This is a genomic window from Nonomuraea solani (genome assembly GCF_900108335.1).
Lineage (GTDB): Bacteria > Actinomycetota > Actinomycetes > Streptosporangiales > Streptosporangiaceae > Nonomuraea > Nonomuraea solani.
Map to the genome: position 1 here is coordinate 504187 of NZ_FNVT01000002.1, position 19309 is coordinate 523495.

Annotated in this window: 14 protein-coding genes; 4 read left to right on the forward strand and 10 right to left on the reverse strand. The window is 73.4% G+C overall.

Features of this window, described 5'->3' with window-relative positions; translation table 11 throughout:
- Nucleotides 1-34 precede the first annotated feature (34 nt).
- The 7 genes from C4V41_RS07950 to C4V41_RS07980 are packed head-to-tail and all read right to left on the reverse strand — an operon-like array spanning nucleotide 35 to nucleotide 8747.
- The gene (locus C4V41_RS07950) at nucleotides 35-808 is read right to left on the reverse strand and encodes a hypothetical protein (RefSeq protein ID WP_146103584.1); all 774 of its coding nucleotides are present in this window, start codon (nucleotides 806-808) and stop codon (nucleotides 35-37) included.
- A 35-nt stretch (nucleotides 809-843) separates the two neighbouring features.
- Nucleotides 844-1428 (reverse strand): RNA polymerase sigma factor, encoded by a 585-nt coding sequence (locus tag C4V41_RS07955; RefSeq protein WP_103955108.1) that lies wholly within the window; start codon nucleotides 1426-1428, stop codon nucleotides 844-846.
- Between the two features lie 59 nt (nucleotides 1429-1487).
- Entirely contained in the window at nucleotides 1488-2429 is a 942-nt protein-coding gene (locus C4V41_RS07960; protein ID WP_160150215.1) for a winged helix DNA-binding domain-containing protein, read from the reverse strand.
- 8 nt (nucleotides 2430-2437) lie between these two features.
- A complete protein-coding gene (locus C4V41_RS07965; RefSeq protein WP_146103585.1) occupies nucleotides 2438-4486 on the reverse strand; it encodes a DUF3488 and transglutaminase-like domain-containing protein in 2049 nt (682 codons plus the stop codon).
- Nucleotides 4483-5568, reverse strand: a complete 1086-nt coding sequence (locus C4V41_RS07970; protein WP_103955111.1) for a DUF58 domain-containing protein — start codon at nucleotides 5566-5568, stop codon at nucleotides 4483-4485. Before C4V41_RS07970 ends, C4V41_RS07965 begins: the two co-directional genes overlap by 4 nt.
- Before the next feature lies 1 nt (nucleotide 5569).
- Nucleotides 5570-6595, reverse strand: a complete 1026-nt coding sequence (locus C4V41_RS07975) for an AAA family ATPase (protein WP_235029967.1) — start codon at nucleotides 6593-6595, stop codon at nucleotides 5570-5572.
- 13 nt (nucleotides 6596-6608) lie between these two features.
- Nucleotides 6609-8747, reverse strand: coding sequence for a fibronectin type III domain-containing protein (locus C4V41_RS07980; protein ID WP_146103586.1), 2139 nt, complete (start codon nucleotides 8745-8747; stop codon nucleotides 6609-6611).
- Nucleotides 8748-8900: 153 nt separating this feature from the next.
- Here C4V41_RS07980 and C4V41_RS07985 point away from each other — a divergent pair, with 153 nt between their 5' ends.
- The 3 genes from C4V41_RS07985 to C4V41_RS08000 are packed head-to-tail and all read left to right on the forward strand — an operon-like array spanning nucleotide 8901 to nucleotide 14496.
- Nucleotides 8901-10097, forward strand: a complete 1197-nt coding sequence (locus tag C4V41_RS07985) for a hypothetical protein (RefSeq protein WP_103955113.1) — start codon at nucleotides 8901-8903, stop codon at nucleotides 10095-10097.
- Nucleotides 10097-11350 (forward strand): hypothetical protein, encoded by a 1254-nt coding sequence (locus C4V41_RS64080; protein WP_235029968.1) that lies wholly within the window; start codon nucleotides 10097-10099, stop codon nucleotides 11348-11350. Before C4V41_RS07985 ends, C4V41_RS64080 begins: the two co-directional genes overlap by 1 nt.
- Nucleotides 11351-11391: 41 nt before the next feature.
- Entirely contained in the window at nucleotides 11392-14496 is a 3105-nt protein-coding gene (locus tag C4V41_RS08000; RefSeq protein WP_235029969.1) for a coiled-coil domain-containing protein, read from the forward strand.
- A gap of 35 nt (nucleotides 14497-14531) precedes the next feature.
- Here the strand turns inward: C4V41_RS08000 and C4V41_RS08005 are convergent, their stop codons facing one another.
- The 3 genes from C4V41_RS08005 to C4V41_RS08015 form a co-directional block, all read right to left on the reverse strand.
- Entirely contained in the window at nucleotides 14532-15851 is a 1320-nt protein-coding gene (locus C4V41_RS08005) for a citrate/2-methylcitrate synthase (RefSeq protein ID WP_103955115.1), read from the reverse strand.
- A gap of 43 nt (nucleotides 15852-15894) precedes the next feature.
- Complete coding sequence (locus C4V41_RS08010; RefSeq protein WP_103955116.1) at nucleotides 15895-17190, reverse strand: NAD(P)/FAD-dependent oxidoreductase; 1296 nt, start codon at nucleotides 17188-17190, stop codon at nucleotides 15895-15897.
- A gap of 66 nt (nucleotides 17191-17256) precedes the next feature.
- Nucleotides 17257-18543: an MFS transporter gene (locus C4V41_RS08015; protein ID WP_103955117.1), complete on the reverse strand. Its 1287-nt coding sequence runs from the start codon at nucleotides 18541-18543 to the stop codon at nucleotides 17257-17259.
- Between the two features lie 108 nt (nucleotides 18544-18651).
- Between C4V41_RS08015 and C4V41_RS08020 the strand changes: the two genes are divergently transcribed.
- Nucleotides 18652-19284, forward strand: a complete 633-nt coding sequence (locus tag C4V41_RS08020; protein WP_103955118.1) for an HAD family hydrolase — start codon at nucleotides 18652-18654, stop codon at nucleotides 19282-19284.
- Nucleotides 19285-19309: the final 25 nt, after the last annotated feature.

Genomic DNA, 19309 nt, shown 5'->3' on the forward strand with positions numbered 1-19309 from the left:
CGCTCCGCGCCGATGAACGAAAAAAGGGGGAGGGTCAGGGCAGGTCAGGGCCCTTGTCGGTCCAGCCGGCCGAGAACACGATCTCCGTACGCCCACCCCGTGCGTCCACGCTGGACAGCACCTGCGAGCTGACCGGGTCGATGATCAGGGTCCGTTCGGCGCCGGTGGGCAGCCCGTACGAGAACGCCTCGCCCGTACGCCCCTTCGCGTCGGTCTCGGTGCCCAGGTAACGGACCTCGGGCAGGTCGGCCATCGCCCGGTACGCGGCGGCGCGGACCCACGGCGGCGACGGCTTGGTCCACAGCAGGCCACTGAGCGCGTCGGCGAGCAGCCCTTCCGAGCCCGGCGGCAGCATCGCGGTGACCCGCTCGCGCAGCGCGGCGGCGTCCGCCGGCAGGCTCTGGATCTGGTCGAACGTCAGGTCGCGCCCCGCCATGCTGAACGGCGACCGGCCGGTGATCGGGGCGACGCGGCCCTGTTCGGCCTTCCACGCCCGGCCCTGCCGGGTCACCCAGAGCTCGGTGCTCTTGCCGCCGTCGAGCAGCTTGCTGACGTGCCAGTAGGTCCCGTCCTGGGAGGACGACGCGGCCGAGGTCGCCGCCGACAGCAGGATCGAGCGGCCGGAGAGCTCCTGCCGGCCCGGGTTCATGAACAGGAGCAGCGCGAGGGTGGCGGCCGCAAGGGCCGGGATCGCCAGCCACGGCAGCCGCCGGCGCCGCCGCCGCGCCGTCACCCGCCGCCACACCCGGTCGCGAGCGCCGGGGGCAGGGTGCGGGTCGCCGTACAGGTCGCGGAGCAGGTCATCCATGGACGGCTCCTTCCCCGAGCCGATCGCACAGCAGGTCATCCACGGACGGCTCCTTCCCCGAGCCGGGCGCGCAGTTTCTTCCTGGCCCGGCTGAGCCGGGAGCCGACAGTGCCGTACGGGATGCCGAGCGCGGTGGCGATCTCCTCGTGACTGAGCCCGGCCAGTGCGACCAGGAGCAGCACGTCGCGGTCGCGCCGGTCGAGCCCGGCCAGGGCGGCGGCCAGTTCGGGACGCAGGCTCTGGGCGCTCACCCGGACGGCCACCGACTCCTCGTGCCCGGGGGCGTCGGTGTCGGGGGCGCAGCGGGCGAGCGCGCGCAGGGTGCGGGCTTCGAGGCGGCGCTGTTTGCCGATGAGGTTGGTGGCGATCCCGTACAGCCAGGCCCGCACCCCCGCGCGGGAAGGGTCGTACTGGGCGCGCTTGCGGAACGCGGTGAGGAACGTCTCGGCGACGATGTCCTCGGCGTGGTCGGGGCCGAGCCGCTGGGCGACATAGGTATGGATCTCGCCGAAGTGCGCGTCGAAGACCTCGGCGAACTCGTCGGCGTCGTCCAGCGCCCTGACCGCGACCTCCGCGGGCGCGCGGGCGGCCCAGGGCACCGCGATGGTCTCCCCCGTCATGTGCAACCTTCCCGGTGGATCAGCTGTCATCTGTTATCACCCGATGCACCGGTTTGCTTTCACAGAAATCTGCGAATGTCCGCGATCTCGTCGTCGAGCAGGCCCTCGGGCAGCTCGCCGAACGGCTGGACGGTGACGTTCGCGCCTTTTCTCCCCCAGGTGCCCTTGATCGTGCCGTCCACGAGGACGACCGGGCGCAGGATGCCGCCGCCGGGGAACACCTTCCTGGCGTGTTCGGCGGGCAGGATCGGGTCTCTGCTGCGCCAGCCCATCAGGTATTCGTCGAAGGCGGGCGCGAGGCGTACCACGGGGGCCTCTTGGGGCGGCGGAGGCTGAGCGCTGCTCAGGGCCCAGGCCGTGCGGGACTCGCCGAGCGCCAGGCCGGACCAGGCGGCCAGGTCCTCGGGGGCGGCCGGGTGGTGGGCGGCGCGGTAGCGGGTGGCCAGCTCGCGCAGCGCGCGCTCGCGGTCGGGCTCGGGGACGATCGGGGCGCCGAGCCAGTCGGCCGTGTGCACGTACGTGGGTTTGCCGGCGCGTGGCGGGCCCAGGACGGCCAGGCCGTGATGGGCGGCCAGCGCCACCAGATGCACCACGCCCTGGCCGCGCGCCCGTCCTGCGAGGCGTTCTTCCAGGTCGGCCTTGGTGAGCGGGCCCTGGCCTTCGAGGGCGCCGGCGATCAGCGCGAGCAGGTCGTCGCCGGTGACGCCCTCCTCGCCGAGGCGGCGCAGGGCGGTGGTGGCGCTGCTGGTGAGCGTGTGCATCCAGGGGAGGTCGTCGGCGTGGACGAAGTGCAGGGCGCCGCGCGGGCCCCACGTCCTGACGATCTCGCGGGCGTGCCAGGAGTCCTCGACGGCGGCCCTGGTGAGGGTCGCCGAGCGGGCGCGGAAGGCCAGCAGCGCGGAGGGTATGTCCTGGGCCTGCATGGCGGTCAGCCGCCGGACGATCTCGCCCGCCCCCAGGCCGGGCGGGCGGTGCAGGAGCTGGGCCTCGACGCTGCGCACAGAGGAGATCATCGCAGCAGGAGGCGGTTGCGCAGGCGGGTGGTGAACGGGGTTCGGGCGCGTACGGCTCGGCGGATGGCGTCGTTGTACTGCCAGGCGGTGGTGGCGGCGGCCTCGGTGACGGTTTCGGGGGCGTACCGGACGAAGTTTGAAATTTCGGCCAACGGCTGGAGATGGGCTGAAATGTCGCCCGGATGGCGGGACACCACGTCCGCGGCCGTCAGCGCGTTCTCCCCCTTCAGCCCCAGGTCGTCGCACGTCTGATGCCACGCGCCGAGCACCCGCTGCCCGGCGCCCTGAGCCGAGCGGCGCCTGCGCCGTCGCCACCACGGCAGCGCGACGACCACGCCCGCGTACGCCACCAGCGCCACCCCGCCCGCCACCGCCGCGAGCAGCCACGGCGACGGCCCGCCCGCCGGCTCCTCGGGCCCCTTGCCGCTGGGCTGCGGCTGGGAGTCCTTGGGCCGGTCGCTCCCGCCCTGGGCGAATTCGCCCTCCAGCTTCTCGCTCTCCTCGATCGCCGACGACACGACCTCGTGGTCGTCCTTGGCGCCGCTGCGGCCCGGTGTGGGGTAGAACGGCCGCCAGCCGAGCCCATCGAACTTGATCTCCGCCCACGCCATCACGTGGCCCGACTTCACGTGGTAGACTCCGCCGGACGCCTCCCCCGGCCGGAACCCGACGACGACCCGCGACGGCAGCCCGAGTGTCCTGGCCATGAGCGCGAACGTGGCCGCGAACTGCTCCGACGTCCCCCGGTGCGTGGTCCGCAGGAAGAACTCCAGCCCCTTGAGCGAGTGGCCGGGCGGCGCGGTGACGTCGTAGCTCGCGTTGGTGCGCAGGTAGTTCTGGAGGCGGTACGCCTGCTTGATCGGCGCGTCGGCGCCCTTGGTGGCCTGCTGGGCGAGCCGGCGGAACAACTGTAGCTGCGGGCCTTCGGGGAAGGCGGTCAGGGCCGGGTCGCGTACGGGATCGGCGTCCAGCAGGTCCTGTTTGGTGGGCTTGGCCACCCGCGAGGCCACCTCGTAGCGGAACCCCTTGGCCGGTTTGTCGGCGGCCAGCAGCGCGCCGCTGTCGGGGTCGACCGCGAGGCCGCGCACGCCGGTGACCTCCTGTGGGCGTTCGGCGGCGGGCAGCCAGGTGCCGGGCAGGCCGTCGAACGTCACCCACTGCCGGACGACCTCGCCCGCGCCCGTCCACTCACCTTCGGGCACGCGGCCGCCGGTGGGCTGGAAGCGGGCGCCGGAGGTCCAGCGCACACCGTCGTACCGGTCGAGCACGGCCAGCCGCCAGTTGAGCGGTTTGCCCGCCTTGACGGCGAAAAGCTCTCGGTCGGGGATCTGCAGCCAGGCCGAGACGCGATCGAGCGGGCTGACGCTGTCGACGCGCACGGGCGGCGGCAGGTCGGCGTCGTCACGCGGATTGTACGGCTGCGCGGCGATCGGCAGCAGCGGCCCCGCGACCAGCGCCAGCGCGGCCAGTGCGGCGGCCGCGGGCAGCCCCGCGAGCAGCCAGAGCGGCGGCCGGTCGTCGCGGAGCAGCGCGAGCGCGGCCAGCAGCACGAAGAGCGCCCCCACGACCGGCAGGTTCGAGCCCGCGCCGTCCACGCCGAGCAGGAGCGCGACCCCGAACACGAGGAGGGCGGGCACGGTGGCGGCGATCCTGGTCCTGGTGCGGGCCAGGGTCTCGGCGCCGATGGTGGCGGCGGCCCAGACGAGCGTGTGGACGAGGATCAGCAGCTCGGGCTCGGGCCGGGCGGGCAGCAGGGTGGTGAGCAGCGCCTGCCAGGCGTTGGCCACGTCGGCGAACAGGGCCGGCTCGAACCCCCGGTAGAGCAGGACGGCGCCGGCGAACCACAGGACGAGGTCGAGCGCGAGGGCCAGCCAGAGGGGGCGCCGCCAGGTGAGCGCGGCCACGACGGCGGGGGCGACGGCGGCGGGCACCACGGCCACCAGCAGTTCCGTCCCGGGGAAGACCCGATGGAAGCCCCACCCGGCCACCCCCGCGACCCCGGCGACGATCGCCGGCCCGGCGAGCCGCCGCCACAAGACGCTCATCGCGAGCCCCACAGGAACGGCAGCGCGTCCAGGGACGCCATCGGGACGATCTTGACGCCGGGGGCGCTGACCTGGCCGGGGCCGACGTAGACGCAGATGACACGGTCGAAACGGCGGCGCACGCCGGTGGCGCGGGCCGCCTCGGCGGGGTCGGCGGTCACCAGGACGAGGGAGCCGCCGCCCCTGGCCAGGCGCATCGCCTCCGCGACCCCCGCCGTGCCGGGCCGTACCAGGGCGAGCCGGTCCAGGACGGTCTCGGCGTCCATTTTGCGGTCCGGCAGAGGGCCGTCGCCGGTGAGGACGCGGATCGGGAAGCCGGCCTGGGCGGCGGCGACGGCGGCCGACGCGGCCGCGTCCACGGCCGGCTCGGTCAGGCCGCGCGTGTCGAGGACCACCGTCGTGGTGGGCAGGCTGGCGTCGATGAGCTGGCGGACCATCAGCGTTCCTGTGCGGGCGCTCGATCGCCAGTGGACGTGGCGCAGGTCGTCGCCGACGACGTACTCGCGCAGGGTGTGGAAGGTGACCGTGCCGCTGGGGGCGTTGTCGCTGACCGGGCCCTCCAGGTGGTGGGCCTTGCCGGACGGGACGACGGCGAGCGGGACGGTGCGGGGGCGTACGAGGAGGGTGGCGGGAGCGCCGTACTCGCGGACGCGGCGCGTGAGCCCGAACGGGTCGGCGCGCACCAGCAGCAGCGGCCCCACCGGGATGTCGCCGCGCACGTCGGTCGGCAGCGGGTACGACACCGTCCGCGCCGCCCCCTTGGGCAGCCTGGGCAGGTCGATCGTGTGCTCGGAGTCGCCGATCCGGTCCTGGGCGCGCAGGCCCGACAGGCCGCGGCGGCCCAGGTTGACGACGTTGAGCACGGCCACGGCGGCGTCACCGCGCGGCACCTTGAGCGGCGTGACCTCGCGGCGTACCTCCAGTTTGGGGCTGGGAGCGGTCCAGGCCAGCGCGGCGGCCACCGCGAGCAGGCCGCCGGTCGCGAGCACGACGGGCTCGGGATAGCCGAGGACGAACCCGGCGGCGTACAGGACCACGGATCCGACGAGGGTCCCCCACCCGAGCCGGGTCAGCGGCACCACCTCAGGCCGCCTGTGGCACCGGCATCCCGGCGAGGATCTCGCCGAGCGCCACCGCCGCGGTGACCTCGCGCAGCTCCGCCTCCGGCGTGAGGATCAGGCGGTGCGCCAGCACCGGTACGGCCAGCGCCTTGACGTCCTCGGGCACCACGAAGTGCCGCCCGGCGGCGGCGGCCTTGACCCGCGCCGCCCGCAGCAGGGCGAGGCTGCCGCGCGGGCTGGCCCCGAGCCGCAGGTGCGGGCTGGTCCGGGTGGCGCCGCACAGCGCCACGATGTAGTCGTAGACCGGGTCGGCCACGTGGATGCGCGAGGCGAAGTCGATCATCCCCGCCACGTCCGACGCCCGCGCCACCACCGGCAGCCGCTCGACCTGCGGCCCCGTCGGCATGCCCTTGAGCACCTCGACCTCGGACGCGTGGTCCGGATAGCCGACGGAGATCTTCATCAGGAACCGGTCGAGCTGGGCCTCGGGCAGCGGGTACGTGCCGTCCATGTCCACCGGGTTCTGCGTGGCCACCACCAGGAACGGCCTGGGCACCGGATGCGGCTCGGCGTCCACGGTGACCCGGCGCTCCTCCATGACCTCCAGCAGCGCGGCCTGCGTCTTCGGGGAGGCGCGGTTGATCTCGTCGGCGAGCACGATGTTGGCGAACACCGGCCCCTGGTGGAACTCGAACTTCTGGTGCGCCTGGTTGAAGATCGACACGCCGGTGATGTCGCTGGGCAGCAGGTCCGGGGTGAACTGGATGCGCCGCCACTCGGCGTCCACGCTGGCCGCGAGCGAGCGGGCGAGCGTGGTCTTGCCGGTGCCGGGCACATCCTCGACGAGCAGGTGACCCTCGGAGAACAGGCAGATCAGGGCCAGTTCGATGGCGTCGTGCTTGCCGCGGATGATGCGCTCGATGTTGCCGGCCAGCAGTTGGAAACGCTGCGCGAACTGGCCGGCGAGCTGCTGCGGCTGCTGCGGTGGTTGCTGCGGCTGTGCCTGGTACGTCTGCTCGAACTGGTCCTGGTAGTTGTACTGGTTCAACTGAGTCCCCTTCTCAGTCGGTGCACTCGAAGAGCGGTGCCTCCGGGAAGCCCCCGCCCGGAGTCGCTACCAGAGTGTCGCTGAGCCATCCGTTTCCGTATTGCGTTTCAACTTTGTTCCAAATGTCGCTGGTGCTGCCGTCCTGTGACTCGTTCACGACCTGCCCCTTGACCTGGCAGATCACGGTCACGGTGATGTACTGGCCCTTCGGGATCGTGCCGACCTTGTCGTCGCCGTTCTTGGCCGGGGTCGGCCGGATCAGCGTGTTGGTCTGGTCGTTGTTCTTGTTCTTGTACTGCTGGCGCGGATAGGCCAGGTCCACCTCGGTCGTGGCCGCCTCCGGGCTCTCGCCCGCCGAGTTCTTGGCCTTGAGCCTGAAGGTGTGCTTCTGGTTGTTCTTCAGGCCGTCCACGGTGTAGGAGTTGCCGCGGATCGTGTTGTTCGTGGCCGCGCCGGTCAGCTCGTACGTGGTGTCGTCGGCGGCCTCGGGGCCGGTCCAGGTCAGCTCGGCGCCCCGGTTCTTGGGCTTGGCCTGGAAACCGGTGGGCGAACCCGGCGCCACGCACGGCTTGGCACCGGCGCTCGGCTGCGACTCGACCTCGCCGCCCGACCAGTGCGCGACCACCACGAACGTGTACTCGTTCGCGCAGTTCCCGCCCGTGAACTCGAACTGGAACGGCCCGTCCGCCGGCACCGACTCCGGCACCGACTGGCCACCGCCGGTCGTCTTCAGCGTGTACCGCTCGACCTTGCCGCCGGTGGACGGCCCGAACGTCACCGTCACCTTGCCGGGCCCCGAGCGGGCCGTGACGGCGCCGGGCGCGCCGGGCGCGGTGGCCGACGGCGTGGGCGTGGGGGTGGGGGTCGCGGTCGGCGTCCGCGTCGGGGTGCGCGTCGGCTTCCTGGTGGGCTCGGCCTCCCGCGTCCGCGTGGGCGACGCCGGCGGGGCGCTCGTCTCGACCGGGTCCGGGTCGGGCACGGTCTCGCTGCGGGTGGGCTCGGAGCTGGGCGTCTGCTTGGGCTTGGGCGTGCTGGACGGCCCCGGTACGTCGGAGTCGCCCTTGTCGATGTCGTGCTTGCGGCCCTCGGGGTCGATGACGACGGCCTTGTCGCCGTTCTCGTCGTTGGCCCAGAGCAGGCCGTCCTTGACGAACACGTCGACCGGGCCGGGACCTTCGGCCACCCGCAGCGTGGTGGGCCGGCCGCCGGCCGCGCTGTCCCAGACGATGAGCGAGCCGCTGCCCTGGTCGGGCACGTACACCTTGGAGCCGAGCACCTGCGGCACCCCGAGGTCGGCCGGGTCCTGGCCGTCGAACCTGGTGCTGAGCACGGAGTTGGAGCCGGTGTCGATCACCACGAGCAGCCCGGAGTCCCCGGGCGTCAGGATCGGCACCAGCGCGCCCTCGGTGGCGGCCGGGGTGAGCGCGCCGCCCTTCGCGGCCTGGGCCACGCCCTTGGGCAGCGTGATCTCGCCGACGCCGCCGTCCGCGCCGATGATCGTGGCGGTGGCGGCCCGGCTGTTGACCACGACGGGCAGGCCGCCGGCGATCGTGATCGACAGCTCCTCGCCCGGCTCGCCGACCTTGACCGGGGCCGCCGCGGCGCCGTCCACCACGGGCACGACCTCGCCCTTGGCGGTCACCGGCACCCAGAGGCGGCGGCCGCCGTCGATGCGGGCGGCGCCGAGCGGGCCCGGCAGGGTGATCGGGGCGCCGACGGAGTTGAGCGTGGCCGGGTCGATCTGCTGGACGCTGCCCTTGGCGGGGTCGACCGCGTACGCGGCGCCGCCGGACACGGCGAGCTGCAGCCCGGCCGCGCCGAGGTCGCGGCTCTGGGCGACGCTGAGCTGGCTCGGCTCGACGCGGCTGACGAAGCCGTTGCGGTCGTCGACGAGCAGCACGGTGCCGCCGTCCTGCACGACGCGCAGCTTGCGTCCCGCCTTGTCGTTGAGGTAGCCGTCGACCTCGCCCGACAGGCCGTTGACGTGGACGACCTTGCCGCTGGTCTTGGTCCACAGCCAGGCGCCGACGTCGGCCAGCTTGGGGTTGGCGCTGGACACGCCCACGCCGTACCACGCCGCCGCCGCTACCAGTATCGTGGCCACCACACCGGCGATCACGGCCGTGCCTCGATCGCCTCGGAGCACCCGCACCCGTCACTCACCCCGTACGTACGATTACCGAGCGTTTTGCCCCCGTTTATCGGGCATCACCTTAGCGCCTGTGAGCGCGTACTGGCTGGTAGTCATGGAACGGTTGGTGCGCGGGTGCCAAGAGTGTCGGTGTGAAGCCGTACCTTAGAGCGCGTGTCCGATCAGCCCCTGACCCTCGACGCCGTCCTCACCGACGAGGCGGTCCTGTCGACCTATCGCCGCATGTTCGCCGCGCTGGCCCGCGACAGCGGGGCGGTGGTCGACGACCCGGCCCTGGTCGACATCGCCGAGACGCTGTTCGCGGCGTTCGCGGAGGCGGGCGAGGAGTGGCTGACCCACGAGCAGATGCGCTTCGCCTGCCGGGCCTACCCCGCGGACCAGTTCGACAACCGGCTGCGGGTGCTCAAGGGGCTCGGCGCGATCCGCGAGGTGTTCCCCAAGCCCAACCAGCTCCGCTACCGCGCCTCGTTCACCAGCGTCGTGGGGCTGATGTTCATCCGGCGGATGATGGACGACGGCGGGCAGTCGGAGATGCACCGGCTGCTGGCCCTCGAAGACCTCAACGTCGCCGACCCGCGCACCACGATGGAGGAGGCCAGGCTGAGCGCGCTCAACCTGGCGCGGGCGTTCCGGCTGTGGGCGCTGGAGCTGATCACGCTCACCACCGGCACGATCGAGGAGCTGCGCGAGCAGGCGCCCAAGCTGTGGGGCACCGAGGAGATCGCGCGGCGGGCGCAGGGGCTGCACGGCACGATCCTGACCCGCTGGCCGGAGCTCGACCGCACGTGCACCGACCTGCGGGCGGCCATCTACGCCTACAGCGACGCCTCCCGCCGCGCCGCCGGGCGCCTCGCCGACTCGGCGGGCACCACGCGCAACCTGACGCTGCTGCCGACGGAGACGTGGCGCACGTTCGCGCAGACGGCCTCCAAGGAGCGGCTGGCGGCGGTGCTCGACGGGTTCGTGTTCGACGCGCCCGCGCCGTGGCACGATCCGGCCGCCATCGCGCGCGCGGTCGACGAGGCCCCGCGCCCCGCGCCCGCCCAGCCCACTCCCCCGCGCTCCAACCTGCCCGACGACGGGCCCGGCTCCTCGCTCGACTCCTCACCGAGCGCGGCGATGGCTCGGCTCGTCGAGGTGGCCGAGTCGCTGCTGGGGGCGGCCGACCGGGTGGCGCTGACCGACGTGCTCGACGACGACTGGCCCTCGGCCCGCCGGGTGCTCGCCGACCTGACGACCGTTGACCTGCGCCCTGAGCTGCCCTACCGGCTGACCTGGTCCGATGAGCTGACGATCGATCCGGCCCGCGAGCCCGCCTGGCTCTCCCACGGCTACCTGGAGCGCACCTGATGTCCGACCACACGCGAGCGGCCGAGGGCGCCATCGCCCATGCTCAGGCGCGCGCCGGCGGGCCGCTGAGGCTGGGCGCCGGGGTGGCGGCGCCGGCCGGGATGGTGCGCCTGACGCGGCCCGACTCCACTGGCGAGGCGCTGCCGGTGTGGCCCGACGGGGTGACGCCGTCGCTGCTGGAGGAATACCAGGTGGCGCCCGTGTCCGTAGAGCGGGCCGGGGAGACCCGGCGGGTGCTGGCGGCGGTGCTCAAGTGCTGCTGGACCGACCTGTCGGTGGATCCGTGGCCCGGGGATCCGGCTCCGATGGAGCTGGTGCTCGACACCTACCGGGCGCTGATCGGCCGCACCGACGACCTGATGCGCAACTGGGCCAGGGGCGCGCTGCGCCGCCTGCACGACTCCGCGTGGATCGTGCTCGACGACGGCGTCGTCCATCTGGGCCCGCGCTGCGCTCTGTGGCCGGTGGAGTCGCACGCGCAGTTGCAGGAGCTGGTGCGCCGCCTGCCCGAGCCCGAGCGGCCCGAGCTGACGGTGGTCGGCGACGCCGACATCGTCGCCGCCGCCCGCCCGGAGACGAGCGTCCAGGAGGTGCCCGACGGGCTGGGCGGCCGGGCGGAGGGGGACTCCGCCGAGTTCGACGATCTGCTGGGCGGCTACGACGAGCGGCGGCGGGCGGAGCTGGTGGCGGCGTTCATGGTGGTCGAGCAGGCCGCCGAGCCGGTGCCTGAGGTGCGCTTCGCCGCCCTGCGCGACCCGGCGCTGCGCCACACGCTGGGCGAGATGCTGGCCAGGCGCGGCCGGACGCTGATCCAGCAGCGGGAGCGCTGGACCTCCGGCTACGGCGACGGCCCGGCCGCCGCCCTCGGCGCGATGGAGGCGGGCGGGCGGCTCGGGGTGAGCGAGCGGGCGGTGCTGACGCTCGTGCTGGTGCACTCCGTGGCGATCCCGCGCGCCGAGGGGCTGCTGCCCGAGGACTCGTGGCTGTCGCCGCATCCCACGCCGGTCGACGAGCTGCGCCGCCACACGCAGTTGCCGATCGGCGAGCTGGAGGCGGCGTTCAGGACGTTGCGGCACGCGGGCCTGCTCAGCCAGGTGAAGGCGGGCGAGGAGGCGGGCGGCTACGTGCCGGGGCCGCAGTTCCACCGGCTCACCCCGGGGGCGCGGCGGCGGCTGCAGGAGGAGCTGATCCTGGCGGCGGGGCCGAACACGCCGCTGGCGGCCGCCGTGCTGGCGCGGAGATCGGCCAAATGAACCGACTTGACGGAAGGGCTACGGGGGCACAGGTGTCACAGATGGAGAACGTCGTCGGAGACCGGGTGCTGATCGCCGTGCAGGCGGTCAACATCTCACGGCTCTCGACCCATCCGGTGCCCACGGTCCCCGGCACGCTCATCGTCGTGGCCGGCGCCGGGCCCAAGGACTCCAACGGGGCGGGCAAGTCCTCGTTCATCGCCTCGATCACCGCGCTGCTCGGCGATGAGCAGTGGCGCTTCGCCTCGGGCGCCAAGGCGGTGTCGGAGCTGCTGTTCAACGCCGAGCTGGCCAGTGGGGCGGGCGCTCGGCAGTGGGCGAGTGCCGATCACGGCTACATCGTGGGGGTGTTCGGGCCGCCCGGTATGGAGGGGTTCGACGCTCCCGCGCCTGACGTTCCCGCTGAAGATCCTTCGCCCGAGGGCGGGGAGCTGTTCGAGGTGCCCGACACCTCCGGTGGGGCCGTCACCGTGTGGCTCAAGGTCAACCAGGAGGCGCCGCACCTGGAGGTCCGCTGGCGGGAGGGCGTGCATCTGGCGGCCTCGCCGTCCGAGGCCGAGCGGGTGGCGCGGGCCGACGACATCTGGGCCTCGCTGCCCCGATCGGCCGGCCGGCGCGACGTGGTGGCGCGCGACCTGACCAAGGTGCTCTACGGCGACCGGGTCAGGTGCGTGTCGTTCCTGTCCACGTCCGTGCGCAGCAAGGTCGCCACCAACCTGCTGTCGCAGCCGCTCAACGAGATCTCCCCCGAGCGCGTCTTCGAGGCCATCGCCGCCCTCACCGGCCTGGACGCCGAGCTGGAGCAGGAGCGCGAGGCCCGCCGCGACGAGCACGCCAAGCGCGTACGCGCGGCGCAGGCGAGCGACCGGCTGGCCGAGTTCGAGTCGGAGTCGAAGGCGCTGCTGACCACGTTCGACCGCAGAGACCAGGCCCGGATCCGGCTCGCGGACGCGCTGCGCTGCTGGCGCGGGCGGCAGGCGCGCAAGGTGGCCGACGCGGCGGGCAAGGACGAGTCGCTGGCCGCCGACCTGGAGCGGCACCGCGCGGCGGGCGAGGCGGCGGCCGAGGCCATCGCCATGGTCAAGGCGGAGATCGCCACGCTGCGGGAGGACACGCTCGACCGGCAGGTCTCCCAGGCCCGCAAGGAGCTGGCGGCGCTGCAGGCGCGGGCGGCCAAGCTCGACGCCGACCGCGCCGTGGCCGAAAACTCCGCCGACGAGCTGCGCGGCCTGGTCCCGGCGCTGGAGGAGACCCGCCGGTTCGCCGACGGACGCGACGTGCCCACGGCGCAGCGGGAGCTGGGCGAGGTGCGGCTGCGGCTCAACGAGTCGCTCAAGGCGCTCGGGGTGGCCGATCGGGAGGTGTCCTCGGCCCAGGCCGCCCTCGACGACGCCGAGGGGGGTCCGGCGGCGGCGCAGCTCAATGCGCTGGCGGCGGCCGGCATCGGCGCGACCGGGCTCCTCGACGCCCTCGACGTCGCCGAACAGGCCCGCGACGCCGCCCACACGCCTCCGCCCGCCGGTGAGCTGGGCGAGGCCCTCAAAGCCCGCTACGGCAAGGGCTCGGGCGGGGGCACGCAGGGTGGTGCTGGGCGGGGTGGTTTGTCCCAGGGTGGGCTCGCGCTGGGTGAGTTGCGGGGGTGGCCCAACGAGCACGCCGTGATCGTGGACGCCGGGCGGCTCGACGACGCCGCGGCCGCCCTGGCCGAATTGCCCGGGTCCGTGCTGGTCAGCGCGGCCGGGGTGAGCGTGGTGGGGGCGTTCGACGGGGTGGCGACCGGGCGCGAGGCCCGGATCAAGGCGGCCGAGCAGCGGCTCAACCGGGCCAGGGACGTACAGGAGACGGCGGCGAAGGCCGTACGCGATGGGGAGGAAGCGGTCGCGGAGGCGCAGCGGCGGCTGGAAGGGGCCAGGGCGGGGGTGCAACTGGCCGAGCTGGAGGAGAAGCTGGTCGCGCGGCGAGCCCGGCTGGGCGAGCTCAACGCGGCCATCGAGGAGCTGACCCCCAAGGTCGCCGAGGCCGAGCGGCACACCGGCGCGCTCGACTTCCGCGCCCGCACCAGGGACATGGAGATCGAGCGTCTGGAGGGCCGGCGGCACCGGCACGAGACCGAGCGCACACAGGCGCGCGAGCAGGAGACGAAGGCCGGCTCGGAGCGGGAGGCGCTCAAGCTGCCCGCGCTGGCCGCCGACTGGGGCGGCACGGCCGAGACCGCCCGCGAATGGCTGCAGGCGCTGCCCGAGGAGGAGCGCCCCCGCGCCGCCGAGGAGTGGTGGCGGATCGCCGAACGCCATCTCGACCAGGCGTTGCGCGACACGTTCCCGGAGGAGGAGGCGGAGCTGCCGGAGGAGCTGAGCTTCCTGCTGAGCGAGCGGGAGGGCAGCACGGCGCGCGAGCAGGCGACGTTCGCGGCGGTGTGCGGGTCGCTGGCGTCCTACCTGCGCGGCCAGGAGGAATACGAGCGGCACCAGCGGCGGCAGATCGAGGCGCAGATCGTCTCCCGGCAGCGTGACCTGGCGGCGGCGGCCAGGGGCGCGGAGGAGGCGGCGCAGTCGACGGCCGTGCACCGGGCGGCACTGACGGCGGCCATCAAGGCGCGGCTCACACGGGTGGCCGAGGAGTTCGACAAGCTCGACACCTCCTACGGCGGTTACGGGGCGACGCTGGAGTTCCCGGTGCCGCCCGCGCCCGCCGACCCGGAACAACGCTGGCAGTGGCGGGTGACGCCCAAGTGGCGGCGCGGTGAGGGGCAGGGGTTCGTGCCCTACAACCGGCGGGCCAACACGGCGCTCATGGATGAGAAGGCCGTCAAGCTGGTGTGTTCGGCGGCCATCGCCTCGTCGGGGGGCGGGCACCTGTGCCTGGTGCTCGACGAGCTCGGCCGCAACCTGGGCAAGGAGCACCGGCGGGAGGCGGTGGCGCTGTTCAGGCGGATCGGGGAGACGTATGGGATCACGGTGATCGGGGCGCTGCAGGACGACATGGAGCCGTACGCGATCGACGCCTGCGGGCAGTACGTCAAGCTGCGGCGGTCGTCGGACGCTATGCCGTACAACGAGCCGCCGGTGATCGTCGGGCACGACCAGCACGCCGAGCGGGTGCGGGCACTGGCCGCCTACGTGGACCGGACCGCCGGGCCGGTGTAGGAGGCGCGCAAGAGCAGGAGGGTGCTCCGGCCGGCCTACGTGGACCGGACGGGTGGGCCCGTGTAGGAGGCGCGCAGGCGCAGGAGGGTGCCCTTGCCGTATTCCTCCATGGCGTGGGCCAGCCAGCCCGCCACCCTGGCCACCGCGAAGACGGCCTCGCCGGCGCCGGGCACCATGCCGGCGACGGCGGTGAGGACGGCCAGCGAGAAGTCGATGTTGCGGTCGGGCAGGCGGCGCCGGCGCATCTCCGACAGCACGGCCTCGCCCGCGGCGATCCGCTCGTGTCCCGGCGCGGCCTTCCTGATCAGGTCGAGCAGGGCGTCGCCGCGGCCGTCGCCGTTCTTGTAGACGCTGTGGCCGAAGCCGGGGATGCGCTCGCCGCGCCTAATCCGCTCGGAGACGGCTCGGGCTGCCTGGCCGGGTTCGGCGATCTCGGCGAGCAGGCGTTCCGCGCCGTACGCCGCACCGCCGTGCAGCGGGCCGCCGAGCACGCCGAGCCCGGCCAGGACCACGGCGTACGGGTCGGCCTTGGCGGAGGCGGCGACCCTGGCGGCCAGGGTGGAGGCGGCCAGTTCGTGATCGGCGAGCAGGACGAGGGCGGCACTCAGGGCGTCGAGCAGTTCCGGGGTGGCGGGGCGGGGACACAGGCGCGACCACAGGCGTTCGGCGATCGAGCCACCGCGCGTCGGGGCGCCAAGCCGGGGAACGCCGGGCCGAGGAGTGTCGGACTGAGGGGTGTCGGACTGAGGGGTGTCGGACCCGAGGCCACCGGGCTGCGGGGTGTCGGGCTGAGGGGCGCCTTGTGGCGGGTCGCCGGGCTGGGGTAGGGCGTCCACCAGGCCTGCGATCAGGCGGCGGCCGGTGGCGGTGACCGAGGCCGGGTCGAGCTGGTAGCGCAGGTTGTCGCAGGCGGCGAGCACGGTGGTGATCACCTGCAGCCGGTCCAGCGGCAGGAGGTCGGCGGGCAGGTCGCGCTGGGCGGCGACGGCGGCCCGCAGCCCCTCTTCCGGCTCGAACCGCCACGGCTCGGGTGCGGGGTGCGGGACGCCGGTCCAGAGCCATTCGGCGACCTGCTCGAAGGAGGCCGTGCCGGCCAGGCTCAGCGCGTCGACGCCCCGGTAGTGGGGGCGGTCCACGCCGAGGGCCGTGACGGCGGACTCGATCACCAGCTCCGGCGGCCGGTTGCGGGGGCGGCCGCGGCGGGCGAGGCGTTCGATCTCCTCGGCGGAGAAGAGGCTGCGGCGGCCGTCCTCGGTGTGCCGCCGCTGGAGAACGCCCCTGCTCACGTACGCGTACAGGGTGGCGGGTTTGACCCCGAGGCGTTCGGCGGCGGTGGCCGCGTCGATCCAGTCCATCGGCCGCCATATTGATCCACGTTGAGCACGTGTGTCAACGTGCTCACGCGGCCACGGCCTCGCGGAAGTCCTCGCCGGCGTTTTCGATCGCGCCCAGCTCCACGGCTTCGCGGCGGAACAGCATCGACAGCGTCCAGTCGGTCAGCACGCGCGCCTTGTGGTTGAGGGTCGGCACCCAGGCCAGGTGGTACGCCCGGTGCGCCAGCCAGCCCAGCACCCCGGTCAGCCGCAGCCGGTGCACCTGGGCCACGCCCTGGTGGTGCCCGAGCCCGGCGACCGACCCCAGGTAGGCGTGCCGGTAGGCGGTGAGCCGCCGCCCCCGCACGTACGCGACCAGGTTGCGGCCCAGCAGCTTGGCCTGCCGTACCGCGTGCTGGGCGTTGGGCGCGGTGAACTCGCCCGGCCGCGTGAGGTCGGGCACCGCGGCGCCGTCACCGGCGGCGAAGGCGTCCGGCAGCCCGTCCACCGTCAGGTATTCGGTGGCCCGGACCCGCCCGATCCGGTCCACCGGCAGCCCGCTGGCCGCCGCGAGCGGGTTCGGCCGCCCGCCCGCCGCCCACACCAGCGTGCCCGCGTCCAGCGTGGTGCCGTCCGACAGGGTGGCCACGCCGTTCTCGGCCGAGTCGAGCCGGGCGCCGAAGCGCACGTCCACGCCGCGCGAGCGCAGCGCGTCCACGGTCCAGCGCCCCAGTTCCTCGTGCAGTTCGGGCAGGATGCGGTCGGTGGCCTCGACCAGCGTCCAGCGCAGGTCGGCGGGCTCGATGCCGTCGTGGTAGCGCGTCGCCTCGTCGGCCAGCCCCTGCAGCTCGGCCAGCGCCTCCACCCCCGAGAACCCGCCGCCGACCACGACGAACGTCAGCGCCCTGCGCCGGATCTCCTCGTCGTCGGTCGAGGCGGCCGCGGCGAGCTGGGCCAGGACGTGGTTGCGCAGGTGCACGGCCTCACCGACGGTCTTGAACCCGACCGCGTGCTCGGCCAGCCCCGGAATGGGCGGCGTGCGCGTGATCGAACCGGCCGCCATGACGAGGATGTCGTACGCCAGCGTCCTGGCCGGCCCCTGGACCGGCTGGAACTCGGCCGTCCGCGCGCCGTGGTCCACGCCCGTGACCCGTCCCGTCAGCACCCGCGCGCCCTTGAGCACCCGGCCCAGCGAGGCGACCACGTGCCGCGGCTCCACCGTGCCGCCGGCCGCCTCGGCGAGGAACGGCTGGTAGGTCATGTAGCCCCGCGGGTCCACCACGGTGACGGTCGCCTCCCCCGAACGGATCAGCTTCCGCAGCCCCAAGGCGGTGTACATGCCGACATATCCGCCACCAACGATCAGGATGTGCTTGCTCATCTGTCCGTCTCCTTTCGGGTTGTTCACCACCAGGACGGGACAGCGCACGCATTCGTGACAGGCTTTTCAGAGAATCTCGTCGCCTGTTTCCGGCAGGGCCAGCAGGCAGAGCAGGCTGAGGAGCGCCATCGCGGAGACGTACCCGCCGACCGCCAGCACGCCCAGGCCGCTCGCCTGCATGCCGGTGGCCACCAGCGGCGGCACCGCGCCGCCGAGCACGCCGCCGAGGCTGTAGGCGACGGACGCGCCGCTGTAGCGGTATTCGGTCCTGAACAGCTCCGGCAGGTACGCCCCCATCGGCCCGAAGATCAGCCCCATCAGCCCCAGCGCCCCGGCCAGCGCCACCGCGACCAGCACGGTCGAGCGGGTCTCCATCAGCGGGAACATCACCAGCCCCCACGCGATGGCGACGGCCGTCCCGGCGATCAGCGTGCGCCGCCGGCCCAGCCGGTCGGACACCATCGCCGAGGCCACCGTGCCCGCCGCCATGAACAGCACGCCGACCATGGTCAGCGCCAGCATGGTGGTCTTCGGGATCTCCAGCGTGTCGGTGCCGTACGCCAGGCAGTAGGTGGTGGCGGTATAGAAGAGCGTGTACGCGATCGTCATGGCGCCGGCCCCGAGGAGCACCCGCCGCCACTGGTGCCGCATGAGGCCGGCGAACGGCACCTTGGCGATGCGGCGCTCGTCCATGGCCGCCTGGAAAACGGGCGTCTCGGAGATCTTGAGCCGGACGTACAGGCCGACGAGCACCAGCAGCAGGCTCGCCACGAACGGCACCCGCCAGCCCCAGCTCCCGAACTGGTCGTCGCTCAGCGCCTCGCCGAGCACGAGGAACAGCCCGTTGGCCACGATGAACCCGACGGACGGGCCGAGCTGCGGGAACATCGCGTACAGCCCGCGCTTGCCGGGCGGGGCGTGCTCGGTGGCCAGCAGCGCCGCGCCGCCCCACTCGCCGCCCAGGCCGATGCCCTGGGTGAAGCGCAGCAGCACCAGCAGCACGGGCGCGACCATGCCGATCGCCGCGTAGCCGGGCAGCAGCCCGATCGCGACCGTGGACAGCCCCATCACCAGCAGCGACACGACCAGCATGGACTTGCGCCCGATCCGGTCGCCCCAGTGCCCGAACACGGCCGAGCCGAGCGGGCGCGAGATGAACGCCACGGCGAACGTCGAGAACGACGCCAGCGTGCCGGCCACCGGGTCCATGCCGGGGAAGAACGCGGTGTTGAGCACCAGGGCGGCGGCGGTGCCGTAGATGTAGAAGTCGTAGAACTCGATCGCGGTGCCGATGAGGCTGGCCGCCGCGACCCGGGACCGGCTGGGGGCCACCGCCTGGGGGGATGTCGTCATCTATGTCTCACTATGCGGACTAGCGTCTTGTGAAGCGATACGACGAAGCTATCACCAGCGCGATGTTAGGTTTCGGGTGAGTGTTTACTTGGAGAAAGGGAAGCTGGTTTGGCTGTCGAACTGGTCATTTTCGACTGCGATGGAGTGCTCGTGGACAGCGAGCCCATCTCCACTCGCGTGGGCACGGCCGCGCTGCGGCGCCTGGGCTGGACGATCGACGAGGCGGAGTACGCCGAGCGTTTCGTCGGCTGCACCAACGAATACTGGGACGAGCAGGTCGGCCCGACCCCGCCGGGCTGGCGCGAGCAGCTCAACGCCGACTACTGGGCCGCCATCAAGGCCGAGCTGCGCGCCATCGAGGGCATCGCGGCGGCGCTCGACCGGCTCACCATCCCGATCTGCGTGGCCTCCAACGGCCGGCACCGGACCATTCGTCAGAATCTTGAGCACACCGGGCTGGCCGACCGGTTCGCCGGAAACGTGTTCAGCGCCGAGGACGTGGCCCAGGGCAAGCCCGCACCCGACCTGTTCCTGCACGCCGCCGCCACGATGGGGGTCAAGCCCGAGCGGTGCGTGGTGGTGGAGGACAGCCCGTTCGGGGTGATGGCGGCGGTGAGCGCGGGCATGCGCTGCCTGGCCTTCGCCGGCGGCCTGACGTCCGTCGACCGCCTGTCCGGCCTCGGCGCCACCCTCTTCCACGACCCCGCCGGCCTCCCCGACCTGATCGCCGCCCTCGACTGACGGCCCGGCCCGTGCCCGCCTCGGG

Bases quoted from the DNA above. Each gene is read 5' to 3' on its own strand.
- C4V41_RS08010 (WP_103955116.1), bottom strand. From the start codon at position 17,190: ATGAGCAAGCACATCCTGATCGTTGGTGGCGGATATGTCGGCATGTAC.
- C4V41_RS08000 (WP_235029969.1), top strand. From the start codon at position 11,392: ATGGAGAACGTCGTCGGAGACCGGGTGCTGATCGCCGTGCAGGCGGTC.
- C4V41_RS08005 (WP_103955115.1), bottom strand. From the start codon at position 15,851: ATGGACTGGATCGACGCGGCCACCGCCGCCGAACGCCTCGGGGTCAAA.
- C4V41_RS08015 (WP_103955117.1), bottom strand. From the start codon at position 18,543: ATGACGACATCCCCCCAGGCGGTGGCCCCCAGCCGGTCCCGGGTCGCG.
- C4V41_RS07955 (WP_103955108.1), bottom strand. From the start codon at position 1,428: ATGACGGGGGAGACCATCGCGGTGCCCTGGGCCGCCCGCGCGCCCGCG.
- C4V41_RS07950 (WP_146103584.1), bottom strand. From the start codon at position 808: ATGGATGACCTGCTCCGCGACCTGTACGGCGACCCGCACCCTGCCCCC.
- C4V41_RS64080 (WP_235029968.1), top strand. From the start codon at position 10,097: ATGTCCGACCACACGCGAGCGGCCGAGGGCGCCATCGCCCATGCTCAG.
- C4V41_RS07965 (WP_146103585.1), bottom strand. From the start codon at position 4,486: ATGAGCGTCTTGTGGCGGCGGCTCGCCGGGCCGGCGATCGTCGCCGGG.